This is a genomic window from Chryseobacterium sp. SORGH_AS_0447 (genome assembly GCF_030818695.1).
Lineage (GTDB): Bacteria > Bacteroidota > Bacteroidia > Flavobacteriales > Weeksellaceae > Chryseobacterium.
This window is the reverse complement of sequence record NZ_JAUTAR010000001.1, coordinates 1896412-1923111: the sequence shown is the minus strand read 5'-3', so window position 1 is coordinate 1923111 and position 26700 is coordinate 1896412. Positions and strand designations below refer to the sequence as shown.

The following is a 26700-nucleotide window of genomic DNA, read 5'->3' as shown; positions in this document are numbered from 1 at the left end:
ACAAAGTTAAAAAAAAATTGTTTTACTTGTGTATTAACACAGAAACTTTGCGGTAAAAATCATCGGGAGGAAATTTAGAGTATAAAAAACAGAGCCCACCAAAGTGGACTCTGCATGAAAAAATTAGCTATATAGAAGTTTATTATTTTTTAATGATATCCGGAGGCGTGAGGGGATTCTGATCCCAACCGCCGCCAAGTGCCCGGTAGATGGCGACGCTGGCTTTCAGCTGGTTGATCCTCTTTTCCACCAGTTCAAATTTAGACTCCAAAGCATCGCGCTGGGTGAGCAGCACTTCCATGTAATCGGCCCGGGCGTACTTGAACAGGTCGTTGGAAATGTCGATGGACTGGGTTAAGGCATCCACTTCCTGCGCCTTGATGTCGTAGCTGCTTTTCATGTTCTGCATTTTCGCCAGCTGGTTGGCTACTTCGATGTAAGCGGCCAGGACGGTCTGCTCATAATGGTAAACGGCCTGTACCTGCTTTGCATTGGCATTGTAGTAAGCCGCTTTAATGGCAGCCCGGTTAATCAGCGGTGCGGTAAGCTCACCGGCGAGCGAGAACAGCAAGGATTGCGGTTTGATCAGATAGGCAGGATTGAAGGCCTGCAACCCGATTCCGGCCCCAATGTCCAGCGAAGGATAAAATCTGGCCTTCGCCGACTTGATGTCCAGCTTGGTGGCAGCCAGTTCGTACTCCGCTTCCTTAATGTCCGGACGGTTTTCCAGCAACTCGGAAGGTATCCCGGCATAGACCACCGGCGGAACCACGGTATCGAAATTATCATGGCTGCGCTCTACCGGCTGCGGGAACCTTCCCACCAGGTAATTGATGCGGTTTTCGGTCTCCACAACTTTTTGCTGAATATCGTACTGCATACCCTGGGTTTTCAGCACGAGTGCCTGAAATCTTTTCACGGCCAGCTCATTGGAACGGGCGTTCTTTTTCAGCTCCTTGATGATGTTCAGCGCATCGTTCTGGATCTTGATGTTTTCATTCAGGATTACCTGCTCATTATCCAGCGCCAACAGCTCGTAATAGGAATCGGCAATTTCGGAAATAAGGTTGGTGACCATGAAGTTCCGGCCTTCGATGCTGGCCAGGTAACGCTGTACCTGCGCACGGGTAGCGTTGTGGAGCTTTCCCCAGATATCGGTTTCCCATTTGGCCTGAACACCGGCCCCAAAATCGAAGAGCGGATCCGGCATTTCTTTTCCGGGTACGATCTCGGTATTGTCTTCCATAGCACCGATATTGGTATATCGGCTGACCTTGTCTACGCCAACTCCCGCTTTCAGGCCTACGGAAGGCAGGTACTCCCCTTTCCGGGCTTTGATTTCATTTTTCGAAATTTCGATTTCCTGGAGCATGATGTTCAGCTCCTGGTTGTTTTTCAGGGCTTCGGTGATGAGGGCCTGGAGATTTGGGTCGCTGAAATATTCGTTCCATTTCAGCTTTCCGGAATTGGTATTGTCATTTTCGGCACCGGCATATTTTTCCGGTACGGTCCTGTTCTCCGCCCGCTGCTGAATTTCGACGGGCTTACACGCTGCAAGGCCGAGCAGCAGCACCGACCAGCCTGCGTATTGGTATATTTTTTTTCTGTTCTTATTCATAATGGATCATGTCTTCGCTTAATGGTGATTCGTCTTCGTCTTTGATCATTTTCCTGCCATCTGATAATTTGGCAAAAATGTAATAGAGTCCCGGGATCACAATTACCCCGAACAGCGTCCCGATGAGCATTCCGCCCAATGCGGAAGCCCCGATGGTATGGTTCCCGATCGCTCCGGCCCCGCTGGCAAATACCAATGGTACCAATCCGGCAATAAATGCAAAGGAGGTCATAAGGATCGGCCTGAAACGGGCTTTTGAGCCTTTAATCGCCGCTTCCAGGATAGAATCTCCCCCCTGCCTTCTCTTCACGGCAAATTCCACGATGAGCACGGCATTTTTACCTAAAAGCCCGATAATCATAATCAGCCCCACCTGAGCATAAATGTCATTTTCCAGTCCCATCGCTTTCAGCAATAAGAAAGAACCGAATACTCCGACCGGAAGGGACAGCAGTACGGCAAACGGAATGATAAAGCTTTCATACTGCGCCGCAAGTACAAGGTATACGAACACGAGTACCACCAGGAATACATAAATGGCTTCGTTACCGCGCTGTGCTTCGTCATAAGACAATCCTTCCCAAGCCACTTTATAGCCGTGAGGCAGGCTCTTCGCCGCAGTTTCGTTGATCGCCTGGATGGCATCTGCCGTAGTATAGCCGGGTGCCGGAAGCCCGCGGATCGCTGCTGAGTTGTACATATTGTATCTCGTAATCTCGTTAGGCCCCTGGGTTTTCTTCATTGTCATAAACGCAGAATACGGAACCATTTCGCCATGATCGTTCTTTACATACAGATTCATGATATCAGTAGGCAGCCTCCTGAATTCCGGTGACGACTGCACATATACCTTGAAAAACTGCCCGAATCTGATGAATCCCTGCTCGTAGGTACTCCCGATCAGGATATTGAGGTTATCCATCGCCTTACCAATTGAGACGCCTTTCTGCATCGCGGCATTATTATCGAAAACCAATTCGTACTGAGGGTAATTCGCTGCGAAGAATGTAAATACTCCGGTCAGTTCCTTCCGTTTTTTAAGCTGGGCAATGAAGTCTTTGTTCACCTTATCGAAATCCTGGTAGTTGGTGGTTCTGTTCAGGTCCAGCAAACGCACGGAGAATCCTCCGGAAGATCCGAATCCGGGAACTGCCGGCGGTTCAAAGAATTCGATGGTTGCCCCGAGGTTTTTGGATTTTTCTTCCAGCTCCTCCATAATTTCCTTTACATCATGCTTACGGTCGCCCCAGCTTTTCAGGTTGATGAGACAGGTTCCGGCATTGGACCCCCGGCCTTCGGTCATAATCTCATATCCAGCCAGTGATGAAACGGATTCGACACCATCCACGCCCTGACAGATTTTCTGCAAAGCCCGCGACACTTTGTTGGTCTGCTCTAAAGTAGATCCCGGCGGCGTCTGGATGATGGCGTAAATGGTTCCCTGGTCTTCATTCGGGATAAATCCTCCCGGCAAAGTTTTGTTTACAATGAAAATCCCTACGCAAAAGGCAATCAGGATTCCCCAGGTTACTACCTTGCGGCTGACAATCTTTCTTAAAAAGGAAGCATATTTCCCGGTAATTTTATCGAACCCGCGGTTAAAGGAATCCAATGATCTGGTAAACAGGTTGGATTTTTTAGGTTTTCCGTGGTTGTTCTTTAACAGCATCGCAGCAAGAACCGGCGTCAAAGTAAGCGCTACCACTGCAGAAATCACAATGGAACTGGCCATGGTGATGGAAAACTGACGGTAAAATGTCCCTACCGGTCCTGTCATGAAGGAGATCGGGATGAATACCGCCACCATTACCGCCGTGATGGCAATGATCGCTCCGGCAATTTCGCCCATTACTTCTTTTACTGCTTTATACGGAGACATATCGTTCTCCTCCATTTTCGCATGTACGGCTTCAATCACCACAATGGCGTTATCCACCACAATCCCGATCGCCAATACCAAAGCAAAGAGCGTCACAAGGTTGATGGACAGCCCGAACAGCTGGATCACAAAGAACGTCCCGATCAGGGAAACCGGAACAGCGATAATCGGGATCAGCGTTGAACGCCAGTCGCCCAGGAAGATGAATACCACAATCGCCACAAGGATGAATGCATCCCTCAATGTATGCAGTACCTGTTCCACCGAAGCATCGAGGAACTGCGAAACGTCATAACTGATTTTATAATCGACTCCCGGAGGAAAGTTGGCTTTCATTTCCTCCAGTTTGGCCTTTACGTCCTTGATCACGTCATTGGCATTACTTCCGTAGTTCTGCTTCAATACAATAGAAGCGGAAGGATGCCCGTCAAGATTGGAATAAATATCAAAGAACTCACTTCCCAGCTCCACTTTCGCCACATCCTTCAGCTTAATGTTCTCCCCTTCTGAATTGGAACGCACGATAATGTTCTCATATTCTTCCGGCGTGTTGTACTGGCCTTTGTAGGTAAGCACATACTCCAGCGACTGCGCCGCAATCCCCGAACTCTGCCCGATCCTTCCCGGACGCCCGATGATGCTCTGCTCCCCGATGGCTTTCATTACCTCATCCACGGAAAGGTCGTAGGCACGCATCCTGTCCGGGTTCAGCCAGATCCTCATGGCATACCTCCGGCTTCCCAGGATCTGGGATTTGGCGATCCCGTGGATCCTGTTGATTTCCGGGATGATATTAACGGTAGCATAGTTGTAAAGGAATTTTTCATCCATGTCCTTACTGGTGCTGTACAGGTTGACGTACATCAGCATACTCGGCTGGATCGGGTTTACCACTACCCCTTCTTTCTGCACAAGCTCCGGCAGAAGCGGCATCACCTGGTCTACCCTGGTTTTCACGAGTACAACCGCTTCATTGGGATTAGTGCCGGGATCAAAGACCACATTCACCGTGGCTTCCCCGGCACTTGTGGCATCCGTAGTGATATACCGCATTCCCTGGACCCCGTTGATGGCATTTTCTATGGTAATGAGTGATGATTTTACGAGTACATCCGCACTTGCCCCCGGATAGGCGATGGAAACGGCAACCGTAGTAGGTGCAATTTTAGGAAACTGCTCGGTAGGGAGCTGCTTGATTGCCAGCCCCCCGATAAATAAGATAACCACCGATATCACAATGGCGAAAACCGGCCTGTGTATTACTTTTTTAAACATAATGCTACTTTTGGGTTACTCGGCATAAAGATCCAGGTTCGACATTACTTTTTCAGGCTTTTGGAACCTGGTATTGATTTTCTGGTTTTCCTGCACCAGCCTGAGCCCGTCCAGCAAAATCCTGTCATCTTTTTTCAATCCTGAAGCCACGACATAGATATGCGGCAGCTCGGCAGCCACTTTAATTTCGTGGGCTTTCACCTTATTGTCTTTGGTAATTACATACACGTATTTTTTCTCCAGTTCTTCAAAAGTGGCTTTCTGCGGAATCATTACAGCATTGGGGTACGGAGAAGTAATAAGGACATTCCCGGTTTCCCCGTATCTGAGGAGTCCGGTAGGGTTCAGGAAGGTAGCCCGGTAGGCGATGTTCCCGGTTTCATTATCGAAGTCGGATTCTATGGTTTCCACGATCCCCTGCTGGCTGAATTCTTTTCCGTTGGCCATTTTCAGACGTACATGGAGGGGTTCGTTTTTGCGGTCCGTCATCTGGTTCAGGTATTCCGCCTCCGGGACATTGAAATACACCCACATTTTGCTGTTGTCCGACAACTCGGTCATCAGTTCCCCATCATCCACGAGGCTTCCCTTACGCACATGCAGCTTCCCTACAATCCCGGAAAAAGGAGCACGGATTTCAGTAAATTTCAGATGGGTATCGGTAGAGGCCAGTTCGGCTTTGGCTTTGTCGTACCGCGCTTTAGCCATCGCCATTTCCTGCGGTGCCACAATATTTTTGTCGGAAAGGTTTTTGGTGTTCTGGTATTCAATTTCGGCATATTTCGCTTCTGCTTTAGCCCTGTTTACATCAGACTGATACAGGTTGGGCATAATTTTAAACAGCAGCTGTCCTTTTTTTACAGACCGCCCCTCGTCCACATAGATCGACTGGATATAGCCTTTCTCCTGCGCACGGAGCTCAATGTGGTTGATAGAACGGATCTGCGCCACATACTCTTTATCAATCAGAGTATCTTTTACCAAAGGGCTTGTAACATTGAATGTGGCTGCCTCCGTTTTTTCTTTCTTTTCAGACTGACAGCTTACGCACCAGAATATCAGGCACAGGTTTACATACATGAGACTTTTCTTGACCATGATCTTAATACATTTAAATAATAATTTGAAATTTGAGAAATAGGATGTCAGGCTTTCATCGCAAAGTGAAAGCCGTTATATTTTTCGGAAAGACCGTGTGGAATCACAGGCGGATGACCCTGTACTGGATGTACAGATCATCACAAAGAGGTTTTAGCAGCTCGAAATGAGCCAGTGAAATGGCAATTTTACGATCGTGAAACGTGGTAACGAAATCCGAAATCAGATGCCAGAAGCCATCTCTGTAAAGCATCATCAGTGCTGATGAAGTTCCGGGTTCTACGGTATCATCGTTTTCAGTATCATTTTCGGAAAGGTTGGCGCGGATTTTATTGAAGCGCGGATGTTGGGTGGTCAGAGAGCCGTCTGTTTCGTGTGCATTATCAAACATTAATGACTTTGCAGACTGTCTGTCCGGATTACTTAAGATCTCTGAGCTACATTCGAAGACAAAATCATTATCAGCAGAAATATACTGCTGAAGCTGCCCATAATAAAACCCTAGAACGGTTAATATGGCAAAAAGCAAGCTGTATAGATATTGATAAAGTCCCCTTTTCATTGTAGATACAAATGTAGCAAACTTCGGTATTTATACAAAAACAGAAAGATTAAAAATTGTTTAAAATTACTGTAAAAGCATTAAAATTTGTTTGTAATCATACAGCACAGGACCAAAGACGTGATTTAATAATGATCTAAAACTTCAATATTCTGCAGAGATTTTAACTTTACATTTTTAAAACCGTTATTTTCAGCATGCTGAAGTGTTGAAATTTTTGCTTAATTTTAATTCTATCAAATATTCGGTTAGCCATTATAACTTGATAATTTCAAGATAAACACTTCATTTTATTATAAATGCAACCTTATGTTATACCTCTATCATTATTTAATTTAATAAATTTTATGCTGAGACAGTCCAGCATCTGTAATGCTTAAAAATGATTTCAAAAAAACAGAAAAATACGCCCATAATGAATGGCCTTGTCCTCGCCGGCGGAAGAAGTACCCGGATGGGCACAGCAAAGGAAGCGATCCACTGGCACGGAAAGGAACAGCAATATGCTATGGCCGACCTGCTGAGCCTATTTTGCGATGAAGTATTTATCTCCTGCCGTCCGGACCAACTGGACCAGATCGCTTCGGATTATCATGGACTTCCAGATGCTTTTCCCGAAATGGGTCCGCTTGGTGGTATTCTTTCGGCACTGCATTTTAGAAATGATACGGCCTGGCTGGTGGTAGCCTGTGACATGCCGCTGCTGGATGAAAAGGCACTGGATGTTCTGGTTAGACACAGGGATGCGGAAAAGGTTGCTACCACCTATGAAGGTCCTTTTGATGGTGGTCCGGAGCCACTGGCTGCTATTTGGGAGCCTAAAAGTTACCCTTTGCTATTGGATTTTATTAAAAATGGGAGTCATTCGCCCAGGAAGTTTCTGCTGAACAGCAAGATCCTGATGCTGAAGTCTGAAAATCCGCATGTTTTGAGGAACGTCAATACGCCGGAAGAGGCAGCGGAGATTGAAAGCATGATGAAGAGGCATAAGAAAGGTGATCTTATTTAAAGGGGGTAAGAAGTTGTTGCGGGTTTTTTGATGCAAAGTTTTCAGTTTTTTGCTGAATAAAATTTAAGGGAGCGAAGGTGGATCAGCACGCTGATCTGATAAAGCAAATGCATTAGTAAGATAGCATACCTACGGGATGTTTTTCATGAACTAATATTGAATTTTTATACAGATTATACTCCGATGGAGTATTGTTTTTCGATTTTCAGGAATTTTTAGATTTGGATTTTTCTATTTTTCCGGATAATTCCCGTGTGGATTTTTTTGACGCAAAGTTTTAATTTTTTGCTGAATAAAATTTAAGGGAGCGAAGATCAGCAAGCTGATCTGATGAAGCAAATGCATTAGTTAGATAGCATACCTACGGCATGCTTTTCATGAACTAATGTTGAATTTTTACACAGATTTTACACGAACGGAATATTGTTTTTATGATTTTAATAAATCAATGCACGGCCATTTTTTTCTGTCCGTGCATTAAGTTATATTTATTATTGTGCAGTTCCTGTAGCAGCTACGATGTGTTTATCTATCTTCTGATAAATTTCCGGATCGTGCTTGCGGATTTTGATGCGGACGTATTTGGAGGCGGGCATATTGGCGCCGTCAACCACATTGTTGATGGATACGAGGACATTGGTTTCCGGGAAATAAGTCATGGTGCTTTTTTCAGGAATTGCATATTTAACTACGATAAACAAAGGCGCAATTCGCTCGATGCCATCATCGTAATTAAAAAGATCTACTTTCTCGCCTTCTTTCAGTCCGGCTTTTTCAATGTCTTTTTCGTTCATCATGACAATTCTTCTTTCATTAAAGATTCCACGGTACCGGTCGTCCAGTCCGTACACTACCGTATTGAACTGATCATGGGTTCGGGTCGTAGCCATCAGATATTCATCATCCGCCAGCGAATTGTCCGGAATCGGAGTGATATTGAATGCGGCTTTTCCCGGAGTATGCTCACTGCTGAACTTTCCGTCCCGCGGCGCATTAGGAAGGTAAAATCCACCTTTCTGCACGACCCTTTCGTTATAATTTTCAAAGCCTGGAATGCATTGGGAAACATCATCGCGGATTGCATCGTAGCTGTTCATAAACCGGTCCCAATCGATGACAGAGCGGTCACCCAATACCGCTTTCGCCATCCTGCAGGCAACGTGGGTTTCATTGATCAGGTGTTCCGAAACCGGTTCGAGCACTCCTCTGGACCATTCCACCACCCCCATGGAGTTTTCCGTGCTGATGTGCTGCAGCTCTCCATTAACGATATCTTTTTCACTGCGGGAAATTACCGGTAAAATAAGGGCTTCTTTTCCATGGATCAGATGGCCACGGTTGAGCTTGATGGATACCAGTACCGACATATCGAGCTTGCGCATGGCATCTGCCGTGTAAGTGGTATCGGGAGCAGCAGACAAGAGATTTCCACCCATGCAGAACATGAATTTCACTTTTCCTTCGTGCATGGCTTTAATGGCTTTCACCACATCGTACCCACCTTCCCGCGGCGGTTGGAATCCATAAAATTTTTCCAGCGCATCCAGCTGTTCTTTTGTTGGTTTATGGTTCACCAAAAGTGTACGGTTTCCCTGCACATTGCTGTGTCCGCGAACCGGGCAGACTCCCCCGCCTTTAATGCCGATGCTTCCTTTCATCAACAGCAGGTTGACAATATTGAAGATCATATTTACCCCGTTGTGCTGCTGGGTAATGCCCATTCCCCAGCAAATGATAATCCTTTTCTTTTCAGCAATCATCTTAGCCGCTTCTCTAAGCTTTGCCATCGGAATGCCGCATTCTTCTGCTAAAAATTCAAGGTCGTAACGTTTTAATTCTTCAGTCAGAGCCTCAAATCCTGCTGTTTTTTCTGCAATAAACTGATGATCAATGACCTTTCCTGGATTTTTTTTTTCTTCTTCCAAAAGCAGGATCTGCAAAGCTTTCAGCAGAGCCATATCACCGTTGATTTTTACAGGCAGGTACAGATCCGAAAGTTCAAAAGGTTTGCTGATGAGAGCCAACGGTTTCTGAGGATCCTTGAATCCCATCAATCCGGCTTCCGGCAATGGGTTGACTGCCATAATTTTAGCGCCGTTTTTCTTGCCTTTGGTAAGTGCAGAAAGCATTCTTGGGGAATTGGTCCCCGGATTCTGTCCCATGATGATGATGAGATCGGACTCATAAAAATCTTCCAGTTTAACCGTTCCTTTTCCAAATCCGAGGCAGCGGGTAAGGGCATAACCGGAGGTTTCATGGCACATATTGGAACAGTCGGGGAAATTGTTGGTCCCGAATTCCCGACCGAAAAGCTGATACACCCAGGTCGCTTCATTGCTGGTCCGCCCGGAAGTATAAAACATGGCTTCGTCCGGCGAATCGAGGCCGTTAAGTTTTTCAGCAATTTTTTCGAAGGCACTGTCCCAACTGATGGGCTGATAGTGAGTTCCGCCTTCCGGCAGATACATCGGCTCAGCAATTCTTCCCAGCTGGCTGATCTGGTAATCCGTCATTTTCGAAAGATCATACACCGAGTTTTCTCTGAAGAAATCAGCACCAATCTTTTTAGCAGTGGCTTCTTCGGCCAAAGCTTTAGCCCCGCTCTCGCAGTATTCCGCTATTGGTGACCGATCGCGATCAGGATCCGGCCAGGCGCAGCTGGGACAGTCGAAACCGTCAAACTGGTTCATGCTGAAAAGCGCCCTACCGCCCCGTAGCGTCGAAGCATCCCTTATTAGCTGCTGTATCGAATGCATCACGGCAGGTGCTCCTGCTGCCCAGCTTTCAGGAGATTCAAGTTTCAGTCCTTCCAGCCGATAAGGCGGCTGTGCGGCATTAGATAAACCGGATTTCTCTTGATTTATATTTTGCTTATTGTTTTCCATATTCTTGTGATTATAAAGATGGCCTCAGCATTTGGCATTCGGATTCGGGTAGTTATCACTCTGGTCTTCCAATGTATTATCCAGACAGACAAAATCTTTTTCGATCAATATTTTTATCTTTCCGGATTGTCCATCGAATCCTACCCTATCGCTGGATACCCATTCATGTACCATCGGAGCCGGCATTCTAAGTACCATTCGGTTTTCAGAAAATGCGGCAGAAAGCGCATCTTCCTCTGTTCTTTCAATCGCATAGGTGAAAGTCTGATTAGGAAATTCCGTGTAGCTGGAAATGATTCCGTTCTTGCCCAATTCCGCTACTTCGGATTGGGTAAGCCGAAAACGTATGCTGTTGTCTTTTATTCTGATTTTCATTAAATTTTATATTTCAGTTTGATATCTGTTCGTGTACGCTGCTTTAATTTTTTAACGCAAAGTTTTATTTGTCTTAATGCTGAGCTTAGGGAGCAAAGAGGTGATCAGCAAGCTGATCTGATAAAACAGATGTTCGTTTCCTTACTCCATTGTAATTTCAACATGACTGCTTTTATTGTATATATTACACCGGTTATCCCGCAGGAATCCAAGTAAAGTCATGTCAAACTCTTTTGCTACGTCTACTGCCAGGCTTGATGGAGCACCTATGGCCGCCACAATTGAGATTCCTGCCATAGCAGCCTTCTGAATCAGCTCAAAACTGGCCCTTCCGCTTAAAACCAACATTCGGTCCTGAAGTGGTAATTGTCCAGATAACAGGGCATTTCCGATCAGTTTGTCTAAGGCATTGTGTCGGCCTACATCTTCGCGCAGAATCAACAGATTACCCTGTAAATCAAAAAGCCCGGAAGCATGAATTCCACCTGTCGCGCTGAAGTTGCTTTGAAATGTCCGTAATTTTTCAGCCAGCTGATAAATCGTTTCCATTGAAATAGCGCATTGCTTTTTTTCAAAGTTTTGAAAAGGGCTTACCGTTTTGATCGATTCAATGGAGCCTTTTCCACAGACACCGCAACTGGAAGTTGTATAGAAATTCCGGTCGGCGTTCATCAGATGAGGCAAAAATCCTCCTGATAATTCCACCATCATGGTGTTTCCACTGTTTCTGGAACAGACTTCTTGGTGATGATATGCACCTTTGATCTGATTCCTGTCTGAAATGATTGCTTCCGTAAAAAGAAAACCTGTTGCAAGTTCCGCGTCATTTCCCGGTGTGCGCATGGTCACGGAAATGTTTTTTACGATTTTATGCCCATCTGCTTCATAGGATATCCTAATTTCCAAAGGTTCTTCTACCGATACCTCATCGGTACAGGAAAAACTCAGATGGTCTATTACCTTGACGATCTCTATTTTCTGCACAGAACTATGTTCGAGGATACCGCTTTTCATATTTTTAAGGATTTTGGATGATGTTTATTATAAGATTCTACTTCAGTTTTTGTCCTACGATTTTCAATTTTATACTGACAGCCTGAATGATCCATCAATCTTAATACCACAGAAGTAAATATACAACTTTTATGACTGAAATCATAGGTGGACGAAGTCAGACGATTGTCTTTGACATTTCATCAGATTTTATATAATTCTATTTAAATCGGTCCTTTGGGGCTACTGATTAAATATTTCCAATTCAAGATTTTGAATTGCAGCATTTTTATTTAATCTGATTGCGTCCGATTCTAATTAACGCACTCCGTTGGGCTTTAAGATTATACTTTTTTGGATATAATTGTCAGGATAAAAAATTCAATAATTAATTAACAATGGACAGCATATAGTCTTTTGTTATCTTTGCACATAATTTTTGAAGCATGAATTTCCTCTCTGATACTCAATTTTCTGATAATCCGCAGGTAGGTGTGGTTTCAAGCTTTTCCGAACTGATCTCTACGGAATTTCAGGGAACCATGAATGCGCTATGCTGGAACAGGAATCTGTCCGGAGATTTTGGAGAGATCGTTTCTAAGCTTCAGCTGAAAGAAAATATTACGGAAGTTTCTCCGGACGATCTCCTGGAATTATCGCTTTCAGAACAAGGAAATACTGCAAGAGGAATTATTTTGAATGACCTTAAGCTATTAACCGATTTCGGCGCTTTGCCTTCTTTGAATTTATTGAAATGCTACAAACGGGACACCGAGCTGGATTTTTTCTCAACCGATGTTTATTCTTATCATGTCGACCGTTCCCCAGTTGGAACAGATACGTTTTTATGTACGTATTTCGGGGCAGCCAGTGATATTATTCCCAACGATCGGGTGACACAGAAAATTCTGATCCCAGAAATCCGTGAAAAGCTAAGGGAGCTACACGACGGTCCGGAAGCGGAATTCGAAAATTTTTTAATAGACTGTTTTTTTGACCTTCATTATGAGCCGAATCCTGATTCACAGCCTACGAACCTTGGAACCGGTCATCTCTGGAGACTCGCCGTAGATCATCCGGATCAGAAGGTTTTACCCTGTGTTCACCGGGCTCCGATAGAAAATGAGGGAGAATACAGATTGCTGCTGATCTGTTAAATCTTTTTTTATTCAAAATTTCGGATAAATTGTTTTAAAACTTATGGATTGACTGAGGATTAAATTTTTAATCTAAAAAAACAGCATCAAAATGATGCTGTTCCAGGTTTCATGTTGTTAGATGATTGTAAATAATGAATCCGTTTATGTAAATATTTTATCCTCCTTCACATATTCTTTTTTAATGCTTTCAAGCAACATATTGAGGTCAACTTTATAATCTGGTTTTTTGGAAGCAATGGCTTTCAGGCTCACATCCTGTATTACATTCATAATATTAGAACCGGTAAGGTCATATCTTCTGGCGATCTGCTCGAGGTTGATATCTTCAAGCTGCAGCTGCCCCGGTAAATTCTGTTGCCAAATGCGCAACCTTTCTTCATGCTTCGGATTGCTGAATTTAATACAGCTATGAAAACGTCTTGTAAACGCCTGATCCATATTGTTTTTAAAGTTAGAGGCGAGAATAATCAGTCCGGAAAACGTTTCGATCCGCTGAAGCAAATAAGATACTTCCTGATTGGCGTATTTATCATGAGCATCCCGTACATTAGTACGTTTCCCAAAGATAGCATCTGCCTCGTCAAAGAAAAGAATCCAGTTTTTGTTCTCAGCTTTTTCGAATAATTTAGCCAGCTGTTTTTCTGTTTCCCCAATATATTTGGACACCAGCATCGAGACATCGACTCTGAATACAGGACGCCCTGTATATTTCCCTAAAAGGCTGGCCGCAAGGGTTTTTCCTGTTCCGGGATCTCCGTAAAATAATACCCGGAAGCCTGGTTTAAGTTTTTTCTGCATATCCCAATCTTCCATAAGGATCCGGCTGCTGGTATACCAGGATTCGATAGCCTGAAGTTCTTCCAAAGTATCCTGCGGTAATATGAGATCACTCCACGAACGGCCGGTATGCAGCTGTTCTGCCGGAAAGTCGCCGCTCATCTTCGGCAGCAGCTCCCATCCTAAAATGACAGTGTTGAAAAATTCCTGATGAACGCTGATGAGGCTGTTGGTTGGGAGGTATTCGTGGCCCGAGCCTGAAAAAACAACCACTTCCCTTTTGATCAATGTGGAATCTGGATTGAAATATTCCAAGGCTTTCAGGCGTTCCAAGATCTGTTCACCTCCTAAGATATATTGAACCGCCTGAACGGTGGGATAAAAAAGCCGGCCATTATCACTGGGAAAACAGAAATCAAACAGAATATCGTTAGGAAACTCCAGATAGATCCTTTTAAGTAATGTTGGTTCCAGCCGTGGCAATAAAGCCATGAGAAGAACAACAGCTTCCTGAGGGCTAAGTTTTGCCGATGAAATATATTTTCCTAACTGAGAGTTTTTATAGTTGTCTGTGTTAAATTCAGGTGCTTCTGCATTAAAGTCTTTCGCCGGATTGTTTATCCGCCAGGTTATAATTTCTTCTAAATGGGTAAATAGTTTTTGTAATTGTTCTGAGGCCATGGGTTTATTATTTTAGAGAATTTTAATCTATTTTTCTACTAAGAATTTTATTTAAGGCTCGATCCAGTATTTTCCAAAACCGGTTACACAATTATTAATATTATCATTCCAATAACTTCTGATTAACGAGCAAAGAGGCTTGAATGAATTAACCCCAGTCACGTCTGTATTAAAAGTTTTTGTCTCATTACCTGCCCTTACGGTAATATTTAGTATATTACCAACTTTTGTAAATATGCACGTTGCCGACGCGGATATATTAATTCTCTGTTCTACCGGTGTTGAATCCTGAGCCATTGGAATGAAATTAACACTATTGTACCACCACCCTACAGAATAAGAAGACAAAAAACCGTTTAATAGACCTACATTAGATTTAGCTGAACTTTCAGTAATTCCTATCACTGGGACATTATAGTTAGAAAGTTGTGATCCAACGGATCCACCAATAATAAACACCCAACTTTTATCTGCTGGTAGTACTAAATTTGGATAAGCACAGGCCATAACTTCTCCATTGGCAAATGCAGTAACATCACTACATTTTAAAGATACTCCTCCAGCGGCAGTCAAAGTAGCTGCCGTATTCTTAGATGCATTTACCAAATTCCAATCATTTACGGTTAAATTTGTAAATTCTAAATTTCCTATATTCATAATAAAATCATTTAATTCCTTGACATTGGTATCCAATGCCGTCGGACTGTTGGTGTAGGTGTGAACGATATTTAAGGTTTGTGAGGTCGGTGTAGCCGGGTTGGGTAAGGTGTCAGGTATCGATACTATTAATGCATCTCCTTCTACGACCTGTTTTGTTGTAGGATTAAGTTTAAGTACTTTAGGATAATCTTTTAAATTATTTCCGGTATCTGTAAGTCCTTTTAAATAATAAGGGTTTCCTGAGGTATCCCAAGTAAAATTGGCATTCTGAGTAAAAACTCTTGCCTGGGTATTAGTAAGATCAGCCGTAGCGATATTGGCACCTCCCAAAGACTGCCAAGAACCTCCGTTCCATAAATAATATCCCGCAGATCCGTCAGTCTGATAAACCATAGCCCCCGTTTGTGATGTACCAAGAGCAATAGCAAGCCGCTGAGACTGGGTCATTCTCGGTGCAATAAGCGCCGCTTTGGTTGTAGAATCAACCGACCATATGACACCACCATAATTATTGCTTCCAATTCCCAAGCTCGTGCCGTTATCCTGAAGCATGCTATTGGCAAATGCAGCCCCATTCCATCTTCCAAGATAGTTCGTGTTTAGGGCAGGCTTATCAAATTTGTTGTTGAATGTGTTCCAGTCGGCACTACTTAGATATCCTGCCGTATTGGTATTAGCCTGCAGAATGCTGAGTGACTTGTCTGCCGATAGATTACCACCGCCCTGCAAAGGATAAGCAGTATTGATATTAACCGTCTTTTCTACTTTATTATCCAGTACAGACTGTAAACCTCCGATATTGGATACAGCAAACGTAAGACCCGATAATACATTTCCCCGGCTGTCCTTCAGTTGTAAGGTATTGAAATTTAACGTAAGTTGAGTTCCTACATTTTTTACAAAATCGCTCACCGCAATACTGTCCAGCAGCTTGTTATCGACATTATAAAGTTCGAGTGATGCGGTTTCAGGATTGTACCTTAAATCCGTCCCTTCATCATCCAAGGTCTGTAAAGAAATCTCTGAAACCAATACTCCTTTGGAATCGGACAATGAAAGTTTTCTGTCGGTAGGCGACCATTGCAAAGCGTAGTTGAGTGATAAATTCTCAAGACCCTCAATCTTTTCTTTGGGGATGTTGTCGTCTTTGTGCCAGTAGGCATCTATAAAATTCGCAAACTGGCTTTGGGTGGGGTATTTGTCTGTTTCAAAATAGGTTTTCAGCTCCTGTCTTGTGGGTAATTTGTTATTTTCCATAATACTTTATTTTTAACTCCTTGTGTTGGACATGCTTTTCGTAATTTAATCGGTTCATATATCAAGTTTAAAATTCATCTTCTCTATTTTTGTAAAATTTTTCGCCAACTTTTTGCTGTAGCAGCAGTATGTTTATTATTTAATAATCAGATGATTCCCTACTTAATTTCAGCGTTCAAAAATCCTATTTTTTTCAGTCTTACCCAAGTTTTCAGTCTGCTGCATTCAGTAGTTGCAGCAGCTTGTGGACAAACACATTGATGAATAGGTAGATTTTATCAGATCGAATCGTAATCTGAACTATTTATGGAAAATTATAATATCGTTTAAATAGTAAGATCATTAAATTTTAATAGGAAAGCACATAGTTTTTAAAATTTGCCACTTTTAAAGCTTGTATATTCAGATTAACTTTGAAACAAAAGCTTTTCATTCGTTACTAATTGTAAATTTGAATTACTTATTATCTTTTTCTTTTATATGCTAACTAAATTAATGTTGATCTTTTATACAATTTCGTAAGTTCCCCTAAAATGTTTGAAGTCTGTAATTCAAAAAAAGAATAGACTTTTGGATTATGCTAATTTTTTGCAATAACATTATAATTTTAGCTACTTTTCCTTTCACAAAATTCCAGAACTTCACAATCGCATTCTCAATACGCAGACGGATCTTATGGATCACGCCGACTACTTTATTTGCTAATCCGCCAATTCCCAGTAACGAGGCTGAAAATCCGATCAAAACAGGGATCGCCCTGCCAAAGGCATTTTCAATCGATTTGGCTAACCGCACCTACATTTCGGCTGGCAGTGGTTTATTTTGAAATAAAAAAGCGAAACTTTTTGAGTTTCGCTTTTTAAAGATATTTACTTAATCAATAAAATACTTATATACTTCATTGATTTTTCCGTTTAATATATTTTCAATTTCTGTTTCTACTTCTAAATCATTTAGCATTTGAAGTCCTTGGGTTATGCCTATTATTTTAAGTTCACTATTACTAATATCTTTTATTATATTACTAATATCTTCTGTTTTGGTAAAATAGGAATCAGCATAAAAAATAATACCTTCTATTTCTTTATAGTTAAGAGATCTGAAAGCTACTAAAATATCATATCAATTTTTATTTTCATAATTTATTGCACCTCCAGCTATATGTGATTTTAATAACTCTAAATCTTGTTTTTATCTATGATCTCTCTCATTATATCATACCCATAGCAATATCAAAATTGTTTCTTAACAAAATTTGATGTACAATATTAACAACTTCGTTAGTTGTTGATTTATTAATAACAATTATTGTATCTAAATTATTTATTAATCCCATAAATTATAATTTTATATTTAAATAATCTTGTAATGATTTGATTGTCGGCATTCCACTAAATATGCTGGGCTTCCTATATTTTCCGTCGAATGGTATTTCACTTATTTTTATTTCTGAACCATTTCCTAATCTGATTACATCCAGTGCACCTTGTTTTCTTAGTTGGGCTAAAACAATAGGAGATATTTCATTCTGATCCACCTGTAAAACTAATAATTTATTTGATAAATTATATATTTTTTTATTTTGATCATATATTTGCGGATCTCCATTCCTTAATCTTTTTAACTTTAAAATCTGTTTTAAGTCTTTCTCACTTAAACCCTTAGGTTTAATTACATAATTTCCTGTTTTTACTTCAATCAATTCTTTATTGGAAAGAATATCTATTTCTCCGTATTCTTCAATATTAATACTTTCATTTCCTACTTTAAAGAAAACTTCTTTAGTATCTTTTTTAATTGAACCACCTATAAAAATAATATCATCCGGTAAGCTCATCATCACTCTAATTTCTTTTATAGCTGAAATACCTTCTTTAGGTTTTTCTTTCATAAGATGCTTTATTCCCTCCATTCATAGATTTTAATCTATCAATCTCTGTTTTAGTTAATTCTGTTTTTTCATCTACATCCCAATTAATATCGATCTTATCACCTTCTGCTTCAGGATTTACTTTACCATGGAGGTGAACTAAATCTTCTCCGGTTTCTTTATGCTTATCAACTACTAATTTCAACTCTACCAGTTGATATTTAGTACTTATAATCTCCAATTTATCATCAACAGTTTCTCTTTTAAGACGTTTATTTTTTCTTAAATAAGAAGTTCCTTCTTTTACTCCTTCATACAAATCCCTCTTCTTTTCTTCAATATTACGAGTATCTTTTCCTCTTTTCTCCTTCTTCTCTTTCTTATCGCCAATACCAATTTTTCCAAGCAGCTTCTTAGCCTTCCCTTTCACAAAATTCCAGAACTTCACAATGGCATTCCTGATACGCTGACGAATTTTCTGTATTACGCCGACTACTTTATCGGCCAGTCCGCCGAGACCTGCCAGGGAGGCTAAGAATCCGATCACGACAGGGATTGCCCTTCCCAGTGCATTTTCGATAGCTTTCGCTACGGCACCTACGTTTCCGTTGGCAATGGCTTTGATACTGTCGCTAAAGGCTTTCACCAGTTCAATGATCTGTGCGGCCCGCTGGATGAAGAATTTTACTACATTGATAATCGTCATGGCTGCTTTTATGAAGGCTCCCACAGGAGTCAGCAAGCCCATCACACATTTAATTCCCGCCTAGATGACCTGCGACTGGATAATGTCCATGATCGCATCCATCACGGTTGTTTTAAGGTCGGCAAACTGGTCTTTCAGGTATTCCCAAAGTCCGGCGGCACCGTCTTTACGGACTACCTATACTTTTTAAAATGAATTTAACATTTGTTTATAAATGTTAAAAAAGCGAAATTTCTGTTTTAGAAATTTCGCTTTTGTAAACTTTGGATTAAATTATTTTTACAAAATTATTCCCTCAAGTTTTCATTTAATATCAAACTATCATAAGAACACTATTTGTTTTTTATGAAATTTAGTTAACTCTGTTCCAGATATTAGAAGCTATTTCTGGTATTTGCGGCAGAGATAAAAAACATGCAATTTCTGGTTTTTCTAATTGCTTTTCTATATCTTTTTGTGTAATTTTATTACCTGCAACATTCACATTTTTTAATTTTGGTAATTTATTCAGAACACTTACATTAGAAATATTATTTTTGTATAGATTGATGTATTCTAAATTCTTTAGTTTTTCTATACCACTTATATTTTCAATTTCATAGTTTCCAGAGAGATTAAGTACTTTTAAGTTCGAAAGTTTATCCAAATTTTTGATTTCAGAAATTTCAGATGAATTATAAAGCTCTAACTGCTCTAAATTGGGTAAGTTATCAAAGGTAGAGATATTCTCTAAACCAAAATTCATCCCGCCGATACATAAAATTTTAAGTTTTTTTAATTCTCCCAAATTAATTTTATATCCACTACTAATATTCAGATTTTCAAGATTGGGAAATTGTTCAAGAGAATAAATATTATAATCCTCTTTACATATCTTCATTTCTAATGTAGTAAGAGATTCTAATCTATGCGTTATTTGAAGCTGAGGGCTTTCTGTTTCTAAATATTTTAAGTTTTTGAATTTATTTAATTCATCTATCATGCAATCACATAATAATATTAACTGTTAAAGAGTATTGAGATATTCTGCCCCTTTGAAAACAATCACCTTATCACTTTCAACATTATTACAGTGAAGTAATATTTTTTTAATACTTTTCAATCCTTTAAAATCTAGTATTAAAGCATTCGTTGGAATTATTTCATAATCAATATAAAGCTCTAACTCTTTTATCATTTCCAATTGTAAAAAAGCTTCAGCGGCTACACTAGAAGTTGGCCTAGCTATTATTGACTCTAATGTAGTAAACTGTTTTAACTCATCAACAATATTATTTGTATTAAATGTACAGTTATCTAAATTTAAACATGTTACAATTCCGAATACTGGTTGTAATGCATCAAAATTTTCAAAGTGTAGGTTTGATAGTTTCAATGATATAAATTTATCATTCTCTACAATATATTCATTATTTGAGTAACCACTTACTCCATATTCTTTTATAGAAATTTGTAATTTTTTTTGTAGTGTATCTATTGCTTGTTTAATTCTGGTGATATGTTAAGAGTATTTTCTAACTATAGAGATACTATTAGTAAGCAAACTTATGATAAATTTTACTCCTAACCTGGCCTTTTTGTATAAACAAGGTGAAACTTCAATTGAAATTTCGCTTTAACTTTAGTTACTATTGTTCAATAACATATGATTATTGAGGTATAATGAAGGATGAATCATCTTCATCTAAAATGTAAAAAATTACAATATTCTTATCTAAATGAACTAAACACGGAATATTATTTTTTAGATAATTTTCTCCTAATTCAGAATTAATAAATTTATCATTTTCATAATCAAAATTTACATACATATTGTCACAATATTGAAGAAATTGTGGTAATAGTTTATTTTTTTGTAATTCTACAAAAGTGTTTTGAGATATGATATTATAATTCGTTTCACATAAATTAAAATACATAAACTCTTCTTCTACATACAATATTAATTCATCATTTATGACTTTAATTATTAATTCATTATCCGTATTAATATCTTGAATATCAGACGAACATCTTTTAACTAATTCTTTATTCTGAGTAATAAAATATTTTGATTTTGGATTGTTTAAGTATATGATTATTTTTCCCATAATATTATTTTTAAGATATCAAATATACTATTTATAAATACCCTCCAGTTTTTCGGGAAGATTACACTTTCCCTTTCACAAAATTCCAGAACTTCACAATCGCGTTCTCAATACGCTGCCTGATTTTTTGGATTACTCCCAAGACTTTATCCGTCAGTCCACCAAGATTCAGCAACGCAGCTAAAAAGCCGATCAATACAGGGATTGATCTCCCCAAGGTCTTTTCAATTGATTTGGTTACCGCACTTATATTTCCGCGGGCAATGGCTTTTGTTTCAAATAAAAAAGCGAAACTTCAACTGAAATTTCGCCCTATATTATTATAAGTTTTTCAAATATTCAAAGTTTTCTAAATCTTCAGTATAACCTACTTTTAATAAATCATCTTTTATATTTTTTAAAAGCTTATGCCATTCAGATATAAAGACATCAGTATTAACAGTTATCGGAAAATTAGCCTCTCTAACATTTTGTACGAATAAATTTGTTTTTCTATCTTTCAATCCGGCAGAGATCCATTTAGGTGTAATTGTGATTAAATTTTCTTCTTTTTTGAAATTCCAATATACAGTAAAACCACTACTTAAAAAACTCATTTGAAATTCATTTTCATTTTCATTCAAATCTTTAAGCATATATATAATGTCATTGTACATACCAGCTATATCTCCTCTTTTATCTAAACAAATAAGGTAATTCCCAAAAGTGATAATTACATTTTCGTCATAATTTGGATATATAGACCAGATTGCTTCACTTACTGAAATATCTTCACTGTCTATTGTACCTAATTTTTTTGTTACATTAAATTTTATTTCAAACATAATATTATAATTTTTAATATATTGGTTCTGCTGTTTTACTATCTATTGGGAAACCATGGAAGGTTTTATTATCCTTATTTCTTCTTAATCTGATTCTATCAGGCTTAGATTCTGATCCATCTACATAATATACTGTACTAGTACTATCAGGCATAATGGGAAAATCTTTAAAGCCATCAGCAATTTTTAGTGTTGCTGCAAGCTTACCAGCATAATCTAAATCTTTTTTACTACCCCATTTTCCAAGTGGAAAACTCTTTCCTTTATCTCTTAAATCTTTTTTAAATTCTTGTATAACATCAGATTTTTGCCATGTAATACCATGTTTCTTACCTCTTTTATAGTCATTTTCAGGCTGTAATGGTTTAAGATTAAATAAATCAATAATCTTTACTGTAAATTTAGATAATTCTTTTAGTTTTTCAGCAATCTCTTGTTTATCCTTTTCATTATCAGCAGAATCTATTAATGCATCCAGTCTTTCAGCAATGGTTAAAGCTTTATCTTTGTCATCTTTATTTTCTTCAGTTGTTTCAATTTGATTAATAAAATCGGAATAAAAAGTAGGAGTACTCTCCATTATCAGGCTATAACCTTTCTTCTCTTTTCTCAGATAAAGAGTATGATTACCATCGGTTTTAGTTGGTACTGAGATTCTTAAAGTGGTCAAATCAATTGCTTTATCATCAATATCTTTTTTACCTTTTTTATCCTTCTTATCTTTCTTACCAACATCAATTTTGTTTAGCAACTTATGTGCTTTCCCTTTCACAAAATTCCAGAACTTCACAATGGCATTCCTGATACGCTGACGAATTTTCTGTATTACGCCGACTACTTTATCGGCCAGTCCGCCGAGACCTGCCAGGGAGGCTAAGAATCCGATCACGACAGGGATCGCTCTTCCCAGTGCATTTTCGATGGCTTTCGCTACCGAGCCTACGTTTCCGCTGGCAATGGCTTTGATACCGTCGGTAAAGGCTTTGACCAGTTCCATGATCTGCGCCGCCTTCCGGACAAAAAATTTCACCAGATCGATAATCATCATCGCTGCTTTTACAAATGCGCCGGCCGGAGTCAGCAGGCTCATGATAAACTTGATCCCCGCCTGGATGGCCTGCGTTTTAATGATGTCCATAATGGTATCCATTACCGTGGCTTTGATATCGGCAAACTGGTCCTTGACATGTTCCCAAAGACCGGCAACCCCTTCTTTGCGGACCACCTGCACGGCTTCCAGTCCTTTCTCGGAACCGGTTTCAAGAACTTTCATGACCGGTTCTCCCACCACTGAGGAACCGATGCTTCTGATATCGTTCCACGTCAGGCCAAGGATCTGGGAGCTCATGGAGAAAATCCCTTTTAACGAGAACAGGTCTTCCGGCAGGGTGAAAGAAATATTCTTCATTGCCCCGGTCAGCCATCCGAAGAAACCGTTTTTCAGGTGGGTCCAGATGTTGGTTCCGAAATTGGTGATTCCCTGTGAAACCCCGGCAATCAGATTCGATAAAAATCCGATCGGGTCCGCGACGATTGCCATGACGGCACTTACGGCTCCGGATAATAATTCGGTAAGCGTTTTCCGGATTTCCATAATTGTTTTCGCTACGCCCACCGTGGCATCCTCTACCGTTGCCAGGAATCCGCGGTTGCGTTTTTTGATATCGACAATCAGCTCGTCCACTTCCTTCAGGGCGTTGTTATACTTGCTTGCCAGAGAATCGATGAGTGAGGATTCTTTATCACTGATGGAATTCTCAAGCTCCCTAAACTGCCCCTGGATGGCATCGATATCCCCTTTAACGGCTTTTCTTACATCCGCCGGAAGGTTTTTAATAAAGGAAACCACTTTCTGTCGTCCGGCAGTAATGGAAGCTTTGGCGGCATTCAGCCGGGTGGTGACCAGTTCTGCAATTTTCGTGATCACGCCGTCCATTGCGGTCATAAAATGATCCTTGCCCTGTTTATAATACTTGTCTACCTCGTCCGGCAGTTTTTTATTCCAGGCATCTTCGATCCGGTTGCCGTAGCCGCGGACATCATACCATTCGCCATAGCGTCTGGCTTTGTATGCTTCCAGTTTTTGAGTGACTTCCATTTCAAAAGCATCTTTGGCTTTTTTGGCACCATCGTCAAATAACTGGACGACTTTGGTTTCCAGATCACCCAGTTGCCCGTCTACCGTTTTTTTCGTCTCTGCATAAATGGCATTCAGCTTATCGACTACCTCCTGGTGTTTAGCCGTATTTTTCTCACCGGCTTTGTGCTGTTTGTTCGTTACGCTGTCCAGCAATCCTTTCCTGATCTGGTGCATCCCGTCCATCGTGCTGTTGGTTTTGCCCTGAGCTTCACGTTTGGACGCCTCCAGTTTTTTGCTTTCAGCATTTTTAAATTCTCCGGGTGCCTGCTCTGTATGGGCCTTGGCCGCTTTTTTGGCATTCAGGGCATTGATGAAGTCCGGCTCATTCGATTTGGCGAGCTGTTCATCGGTTATGTGATTCTTGGCAAACTGCTGCTCAACGGATTTATAGCTTTTAGCAATGGGCTGGCTTAATTCGGAGTCGCCCCGATTAGGCGGCATGGCCTCCGTTGCTCTGATACTGGCTTTGGAACCTATTTTCGGATCAGGCAACGCTGTTGCCGTACGCAGTGCAACTTTCGTCTCATCGGGCTGTTGCCTGGCAACCGTTTCAATACCTCCCGTAACGCTGTTTTTGGAAACCATGACATCGTGTTTAATCAATCCGTTGACGGCGTTGATGTTGTTCCGCTTCTTAAAGTTTTCCGCTTCTCCCTGTTTTACCGGCAAATTGATGCCCTTGATTTTGTCCCTTAATTTTACCTTGAAACCGGATGCGCTGAAAGAACCTGTCTTCTGCTGATCCAGCTGTTCTACCTGCCGGCCTTTTGCTTTCGATTTCCGTTCACCGGCCGGTACGGCAGCAGCGGCATTGGCATGGGTTTCCGCTTTTTCTTTCGTTGCGTGAGCCCGTTTTGCTTTTGCCGTAGTCTTAACCAAACCGATGGTCTGGTTAAAATTCGGGTCATTGTTGGAACTCGTCGGTGTTGTCCTTACGGCATCTTCCTGTATCTCAGGCAGGGCAAATCCTTCATCCATACCGGATTCCGCTGCGATATCCGCTACAGGATTGATTTCGACCGGAGCATCTGATCCGGAAGCTGCCGGAACTTCCACTTCGGAGCTGCTTTTACCCGCCTGGTAAGCCGCCGCCTGTTCTTCCAAAGTCTTCGGCAGGTACGTCCCGTTTTTTTGGTTGTGGTAATCCTGAACCTGGCTGATGCTTAAGGTGGACATATAGCCTTTCTCCAGCTTTTTGGTCTCGGGATGGTTGATATCTCCGGTTTCTGCCAGGCTTTCCTGGAACCTGCCGTACATAATTTCGGCTCCCTGATCGTAAATGGTCTGTGAACCGTGCACCGGGGCAATGGTTCCGTTCAGGTTCATCCTGTTGGAATAAGGGTTGGCCGATCCGGCCGTTACGGCGGTACTTTCCGGGTTCTGGGTTTGTAAATTGGCAACTTCGGTGACCGGCAGGGGGATAACCACCGGCTTTTCGGGTTTCTGTTTCTTTCCCGGGCCGTGAGGATTACTGCTGCCTTTATCTAAAGGTTTTGATGCTTTCATGGATTGGATGTTTTTAATTGAAATTTATTTTAATGACGTATAAAGCACAATTTGAACAATTGCATTTATCAACCTATGGGATATGAAAAAACAAACTCGGTACGAGATTTTTACAGAATACAGATAATCGGAAGTGGCATTTAGCGATAATCATTAAGTGTATTCAGTGTTTTATTTTCCTTATTTATATTTATAGGTTACCCGGTTCAAAAGTCATATTTTTTAAGGAGATTACCTCGCTTTTAAGGCAATGGATTCCATAGTTGCAGCATTTAAGTGAAAGTCAGGTCTGGCAAATGAAAGATTTCTTTAATTGAATGTGTATTCTAAATATTTAGAAAAAGTTGAGAGTTAGTTAATATCGCAATTAAATGATTTGGATTGAAAATAGCCTGTATGAAAACCATTCTCCGACGGGAAGGTCGAGAAAAATTATAAAAAAAAGCCTATTTCACTAGTCGTGAGACGAACTCTTAATTTATACATAATTTTATTTTTTACACGATTATAAGATATTATAGTTTATGGATACGCTTGGATTTCTGAAATTATAAGACTATTCATAAGGTATATTACCATCAATCAAATCTTGAAAATTACTAAATGGTGCAAGATCTGTTCGTAAAAATATCTAGTACTTAGATCCTCTATTTACTTTTGTTCCTGATTTTGCATAAATCATCCAAATAAAACCATTTTTCTGATGATACATTATTCCGGATTAACCTGTTTATGAATAAATCCGTTCGTTTCTGTTTTTTGAATTTACTTAGAGTACGGAATCTATAAATCTGCGGCAATTTTTACAAAGCGCATTATATCTCAAATGGTAATTCTAAAATTATTTAATCGTTAAATTATTTTTCAAGAATTTTAAATAATACGAAAACATATACAGGGGGAAAAAGGCAAGAAATAAACTCGTCCCGATAATGGATGGAAAATCTGTAAAAACTATGAAAGTAAGTAGTATAATAGTATAAACAATTGCCGGAATTATGAAATAATTTTGCTTCCATTTTTCTTTTTTAAAGAGGAGAAGAAAAAAAGATGAGAAGAAAAGGATATTATAAAAAATATAGTTTGCCAAATAAAGTATTACTTCTTCTTTAGCACGAGGGCTACCCTTGCTGAAGATGCCGTTTTTCAAGTAAAAATCTGTACATACATGAACGATCACAAATCCTAAAATATAATTAATAAGATATATTTTTTTATACTTATACCATATGATTAATATTCCCAAAAATAATACTAACAAAAAAATAACTTGATATAAATTTAAATTCATAATTCTCTATTTATTAAGTCACGACTTGATTTGTGGGTTTATTT

The 26700-nt window shown here is 40.2% G+C and carries 19 protein-coding genes; 2 read left to right on the top strand and 17 right to left on the bottom strand.

The annotated features are described in order from the left end of the window. Window positions 1-142 precede the first annotated feature (142 nt). From QE422_RS09005 to QE422_RS08990, 4 genes are all read right to left on the bottom strand, one after another. On the bottom strand, window positions 143-1618 hold the full coding sequence (locus QE422_RS09005; protein WP_307457015.1) for a TolC family protein: 1476 nt from the start codon (window positions 1616-1618) through the stop codon (window positions 143-145). Next, window positions 1611-4772, bottom strand: coding sequence for an efflux RND transporter permease subunit (locus tag QE422_RS09000; protein WP_307457012.1), 3162 nt, complete (start codon window positions 4770-4772; stop codon window positions 1611-1613). Before QE422_RS09000 ends, QE422_RS09005 begins: the two co-directional genes overlap by 8 nt. A 15-nt stretch (window positions 4773-4787) precedes the next feature. Then, window positions 4788-5870, bottom strand: coding sequence for an efflux RND transporter periplasmic adaptor subunit (locus tag QE422_RS08995; RefSeq protein WP_307457009.1), 1083 nt, complete (start codon window positions 5868-5870; stop codon window positions 4788-4790). Window positions 5871-5973: 103 nt separating this feature from the next. Beyond that, window positions 5974-6432, bottom strand: a complete 459-nt coding sequence (locus QE422_RS08990; protein WP_307457006.1) for a hypothetical protein — start codon at window positions 6430-6432, stop codon at window positions 5974-5976. A gap of 415 nt (window positions 6433-6847) precedes the next feature. Here QE422_RS08990 and QE422_RS08985 point away from each other — a divergent pair, with 415 nt between their 5' ends. Further along, window positions 6848-7441, top strand: a complete 594-nt coding sequence (locus QE422_RS08985) for an NTP transferase domain-containing protein (protein ID WP_307457003.1) — start codon at window positions 6848-6850, stop codon at window positions 7439-7441. Window positions 7442-7932: 491 nt separating this feature from the next. On the opposite strand, the gene QE422_RS08980 is transcribed toward QE422_RS08985, so the two are convergent. The 3 genes from QE422_RS08980 to fdhD form a co-directional block, all read right to left on the bottom strand. Further along, entirely contained in the window at window positions 7933-10326 is a 2394-nt protein-coding gene (locus tag QE422_RS08980; protein ID WP_307457000.1) for an FdhF/YdeP family oxidoreductase, read from the bottom strand. A gap of 24 nt (window positions 10327-10350) precedes the next feature. Further along, window positions 10351-10701 (bottom strand): hypothetical protein, encoded by a 351-nt coding sequence (locus QE422_RS08975; RefSeq protein WP_307456997.1) that lies wholly within the window; start codon window positions 10699-10701, stop codon window positions 10351-10353. A gap of 141 nt (window positions 10702-10842) precedes the next feature. Beyond that, window positions 10843-11715: a formate dehydrogenase accessory sulfurtransferase FdhD gene (fdhD, locus tag QE422_RS08970; protein WP_307456995.1), complete on the bottom strand. Its 873-nt coding sequence runs from the start codon at window positions 11713-11715 to the stop codon at window positions 10843-10845. A gap of 425 nt (window positions 11716-12140) precedes the next feature. Here fdhD and QE422_RS08965 point away from each other — a divergent pair, with 425 nt between their 5' ends. Continuing rightward, complete coding sequence (locus tag QE422_RS08965; RefSeq protein WP_307456992.1) at window positions 12141-12851, top strand: DUF1826 domain-containing protein; 711 nt, start codon at window positions 12141-12143, stop codon at window positions 12849-12851. A gap of 144 nt (window positions 12852-12995) precedes the next feature. Here the strand turns inward: QE422_RS08965 and QE422_RS08960 are convergent, their stop codons facing one another. From QE422_RS08960 to QE422_RS08915, 10 genes are all read right to left on the bottom strand, one after another. After that, window positions 12996-14312 carry an ATP-binding protein gene (locus tag QE422_RS08960; RefSeq protein WP_307456990.1) on the bottom strand — a complete coding sequence of 439 codons (1317 nt, stop codon included), beginning with the start codon at window positions 14310-14312 and terminating at the stop codon, window positions 12996-12998. 51 nt (window positions 14313-14363) lie between these two features. Next, complete coding sequence (locus QE422_RS08955; protein WP_307456987.1) at window positions 14364-16229, bottom strand: hypothetical protein; 1866 nt, start codon at window positions 16227-16229, stop codon at window positions 14364-14366. Window positions 16230-17568: 1339 nt separating this feature from the next. Next, window positions 17569-18120: a hypothetical protein gene (locus tag QE422_RS08950; RefSeq protein ID WP_307456984.1), complete on the bottom strand. Its 552-nt coding sequence runs from the start codon at window positions 18118-18120 to the stop codon at window positions 17569-17571. Next, the gene (locus tag QE422_RS08945; RefSeq protein WP_307456983.1) at window positions 18104-18847 is read right to left on the bottom strand and encodes a hypothetical protein; all 744 of its coding nucleotides are present in this window, start codon (window positions 18845-18847) and stop codon (window positions 18104-18106) included. Before QE422_RS08945 ends, QE422_RS08950 begins: the two co-directional genes overlap by 17 nt. A 310-nt stretch (window positions 18848-19157) precedes the next feature. Continuing rightward, complete coding sequence (locus QE422_RS08940; protein ID WP_307456980.1) at window positions 19158-19787, bottom strand: leucine-rich repeat domain-containing protein; 630 nt, start codon at window positions 19785-19787, stop codon at window positions 19158-19160. 24 nt (window positions 19788-19811) lie between these two features. Continuing rightward, entirely contained in the window at window positions 19812-20180 is a 369-nt protein-coding gene (locus QE422_RS08935) for a hypothetical protein (RefSeq protein WP_307456979.1), read from the bottom strand. Between the two features lie 274 nt (window positions 20181-20454). After that, the gene (locus QE422_RS08930; RefSeq protein WP_307456978.1) at window positions 20455-20895 is read right to left on the bottom strand and encodes a hypothetical protein; all 441 of its coding nucleotides are present in this window, start codon (window positions 20893-20895) and stop codon (window positions 20455-20457) included. A gap of 61 nt (window positions 20896-20956) precedes the next feature. After that, on the bottom strand, window positions 20957-21112 hold the full coding sequence (locus tag QE422_RS08925) for a hypothetical protein (RefSeq protein ID WP_307456975.1): 156 nt from the start codon (window positions 21110-21112) through the stop codon (window positions 20957-20959). 103 nt (window positions 21113-21215) lie between these two features. Next, on the bottom strand, window positions 21216-21719 hold the full coding sequence (locus QE422_RS08920; protein WP_307456973.1) for a hypothetical protein: 504 nt from the start codon (window positions 21717-21719) through the stop codon (window positions 21216-21218). A gap of 13 nt (window positions 21720-21732) precedes the next feature. Then, window positions 21733-25365, bottom strand: a complete 3633-nt coding sequence (locus QE422_RS08915; RefSeq protein WP_307456970.1) for a hypothetical protein — start codon at window positions 25363-25365, stop codon at window positions 21733-21735. Window positions 25366-26700 lie beyond the last annotated feature (1335 nt).

Bases quoted from the DNA above. Each gene is read 5' to 3' on its own strand.
- QE422_RS08965 (WP_307456992.1), top strand. From the start codon at position 12,141: ATGAATTTCCTCTCTGATACTCAATTTTCTGATAATCCGCAGGTAGGT.
- QE422_RS08930 (WP_307456978.1), bottom strand. From the start codon at position 20,895: ATGGGAAAAATAATCATATACTTAAACAATCCAAAATCAAAATATTTT.
- QE422_RS09000 (WP_307457012.1), bottom strand. From the start codon at position 4,772: ATGTTTAAAAAAGTAATACACAGGCCGGTTTTCGCCATTGTGATATCG.
- QE422_RS08985 (WP_307457003.1), top strand. From the start codon at position 6,848: ATGAATGGCCTTGTCCTCGCCGGCGGAAGAAGTACCCGGATGGGCACA.
- QE422_RS08990 (WP_307457006.1), bottom strand. From the start codon at position 6,432: ATGAAAAGGGGACTTTATCAATATCTATACAGCTTGCTTTTTGCCATA.
- QE422_RS08960 (WP_307456990.1), bottom strand. From the start codon at position 14,312: ATGGCCTCAGAACAATTACAAAAACTATTTACCCATTTAGAAGAAATT.
- fdhD (WP_307456995.1), bottom strand. From the start codon at position 11,715: ATGAAAAGCGGTATCCTCGAACATAGTTCTGTGCAGAAAATAGAGATC.
- QE422_RS09005 (WP_307457015.1), bottom strand. From the start codon at position 1,618: ATGAATAAGAACAGAAAAAAAATATACCAATACGCAGGCTGGTCGGTG.
- QE422_RS08920 (WP_307456973.1), bottom strand. From the start codon at position 21,719: ATGTTTGAAATAAAATTTAATGTAACAAAAAAATTAGGTACAATAGAC.
- QE422_RS08945 (WP_307456983.1), bottom strand. From the start codon at position 18,847: ATGGGCTTGCTGACTCCTGTGGGAGCCTTCATAAAAGCAGCCATGACG.
- QE422_RS08955 (WP_307456987.1), bottom strand. From the start codon at position 16,229: ATGGAAAATAACAAATTACCCACAAGACAGGAGCTGAAAACCTATTTT.
- QE422_RS08915 (WP_307456970.1), bottom strand. From the start codon at position 25,365: ATGAAAGCATCAAAACCTTTAGATAAAGGCAGCAGTAATCCTCACGGC.
- QE422_RS08975 (WP_307456997.1), bottom strand. From the start codon at position 10,701: ATGAAAATCAGAATAAAAGACAACAGCATACGTTTTCGGCTTACCCAA.
- QE422_RS08995 (WP_307457009.1), bottom strand. From the start codon at position 5,870: ATGGTCAAGAAAAGTCTCATGTATGTAAACCTGTGCCTGATATTCTGG.
- QE422_RS08950 (WP_307456984.1), bottom strand. From the start codon at position 18,120: ATGAAAGAAAAACCTAAAGAAGGTATTTCAGCTATAAAAGAAATTAGA.
- QE422_RS08980 (WP_307457000.1), bottom strand. From the start codon at position 10,326: ATGGAAAACAATAAGCAAAATATAAATCAAGAGAAATCCGGTTTATCT.
- QE422_RS08940 (WP_307456980.1), bottom strand. From the start codon at position 19,787: ATGATAGATGAATTAAATAAATTCAAAAACTTAAAATATTTAGAAACA.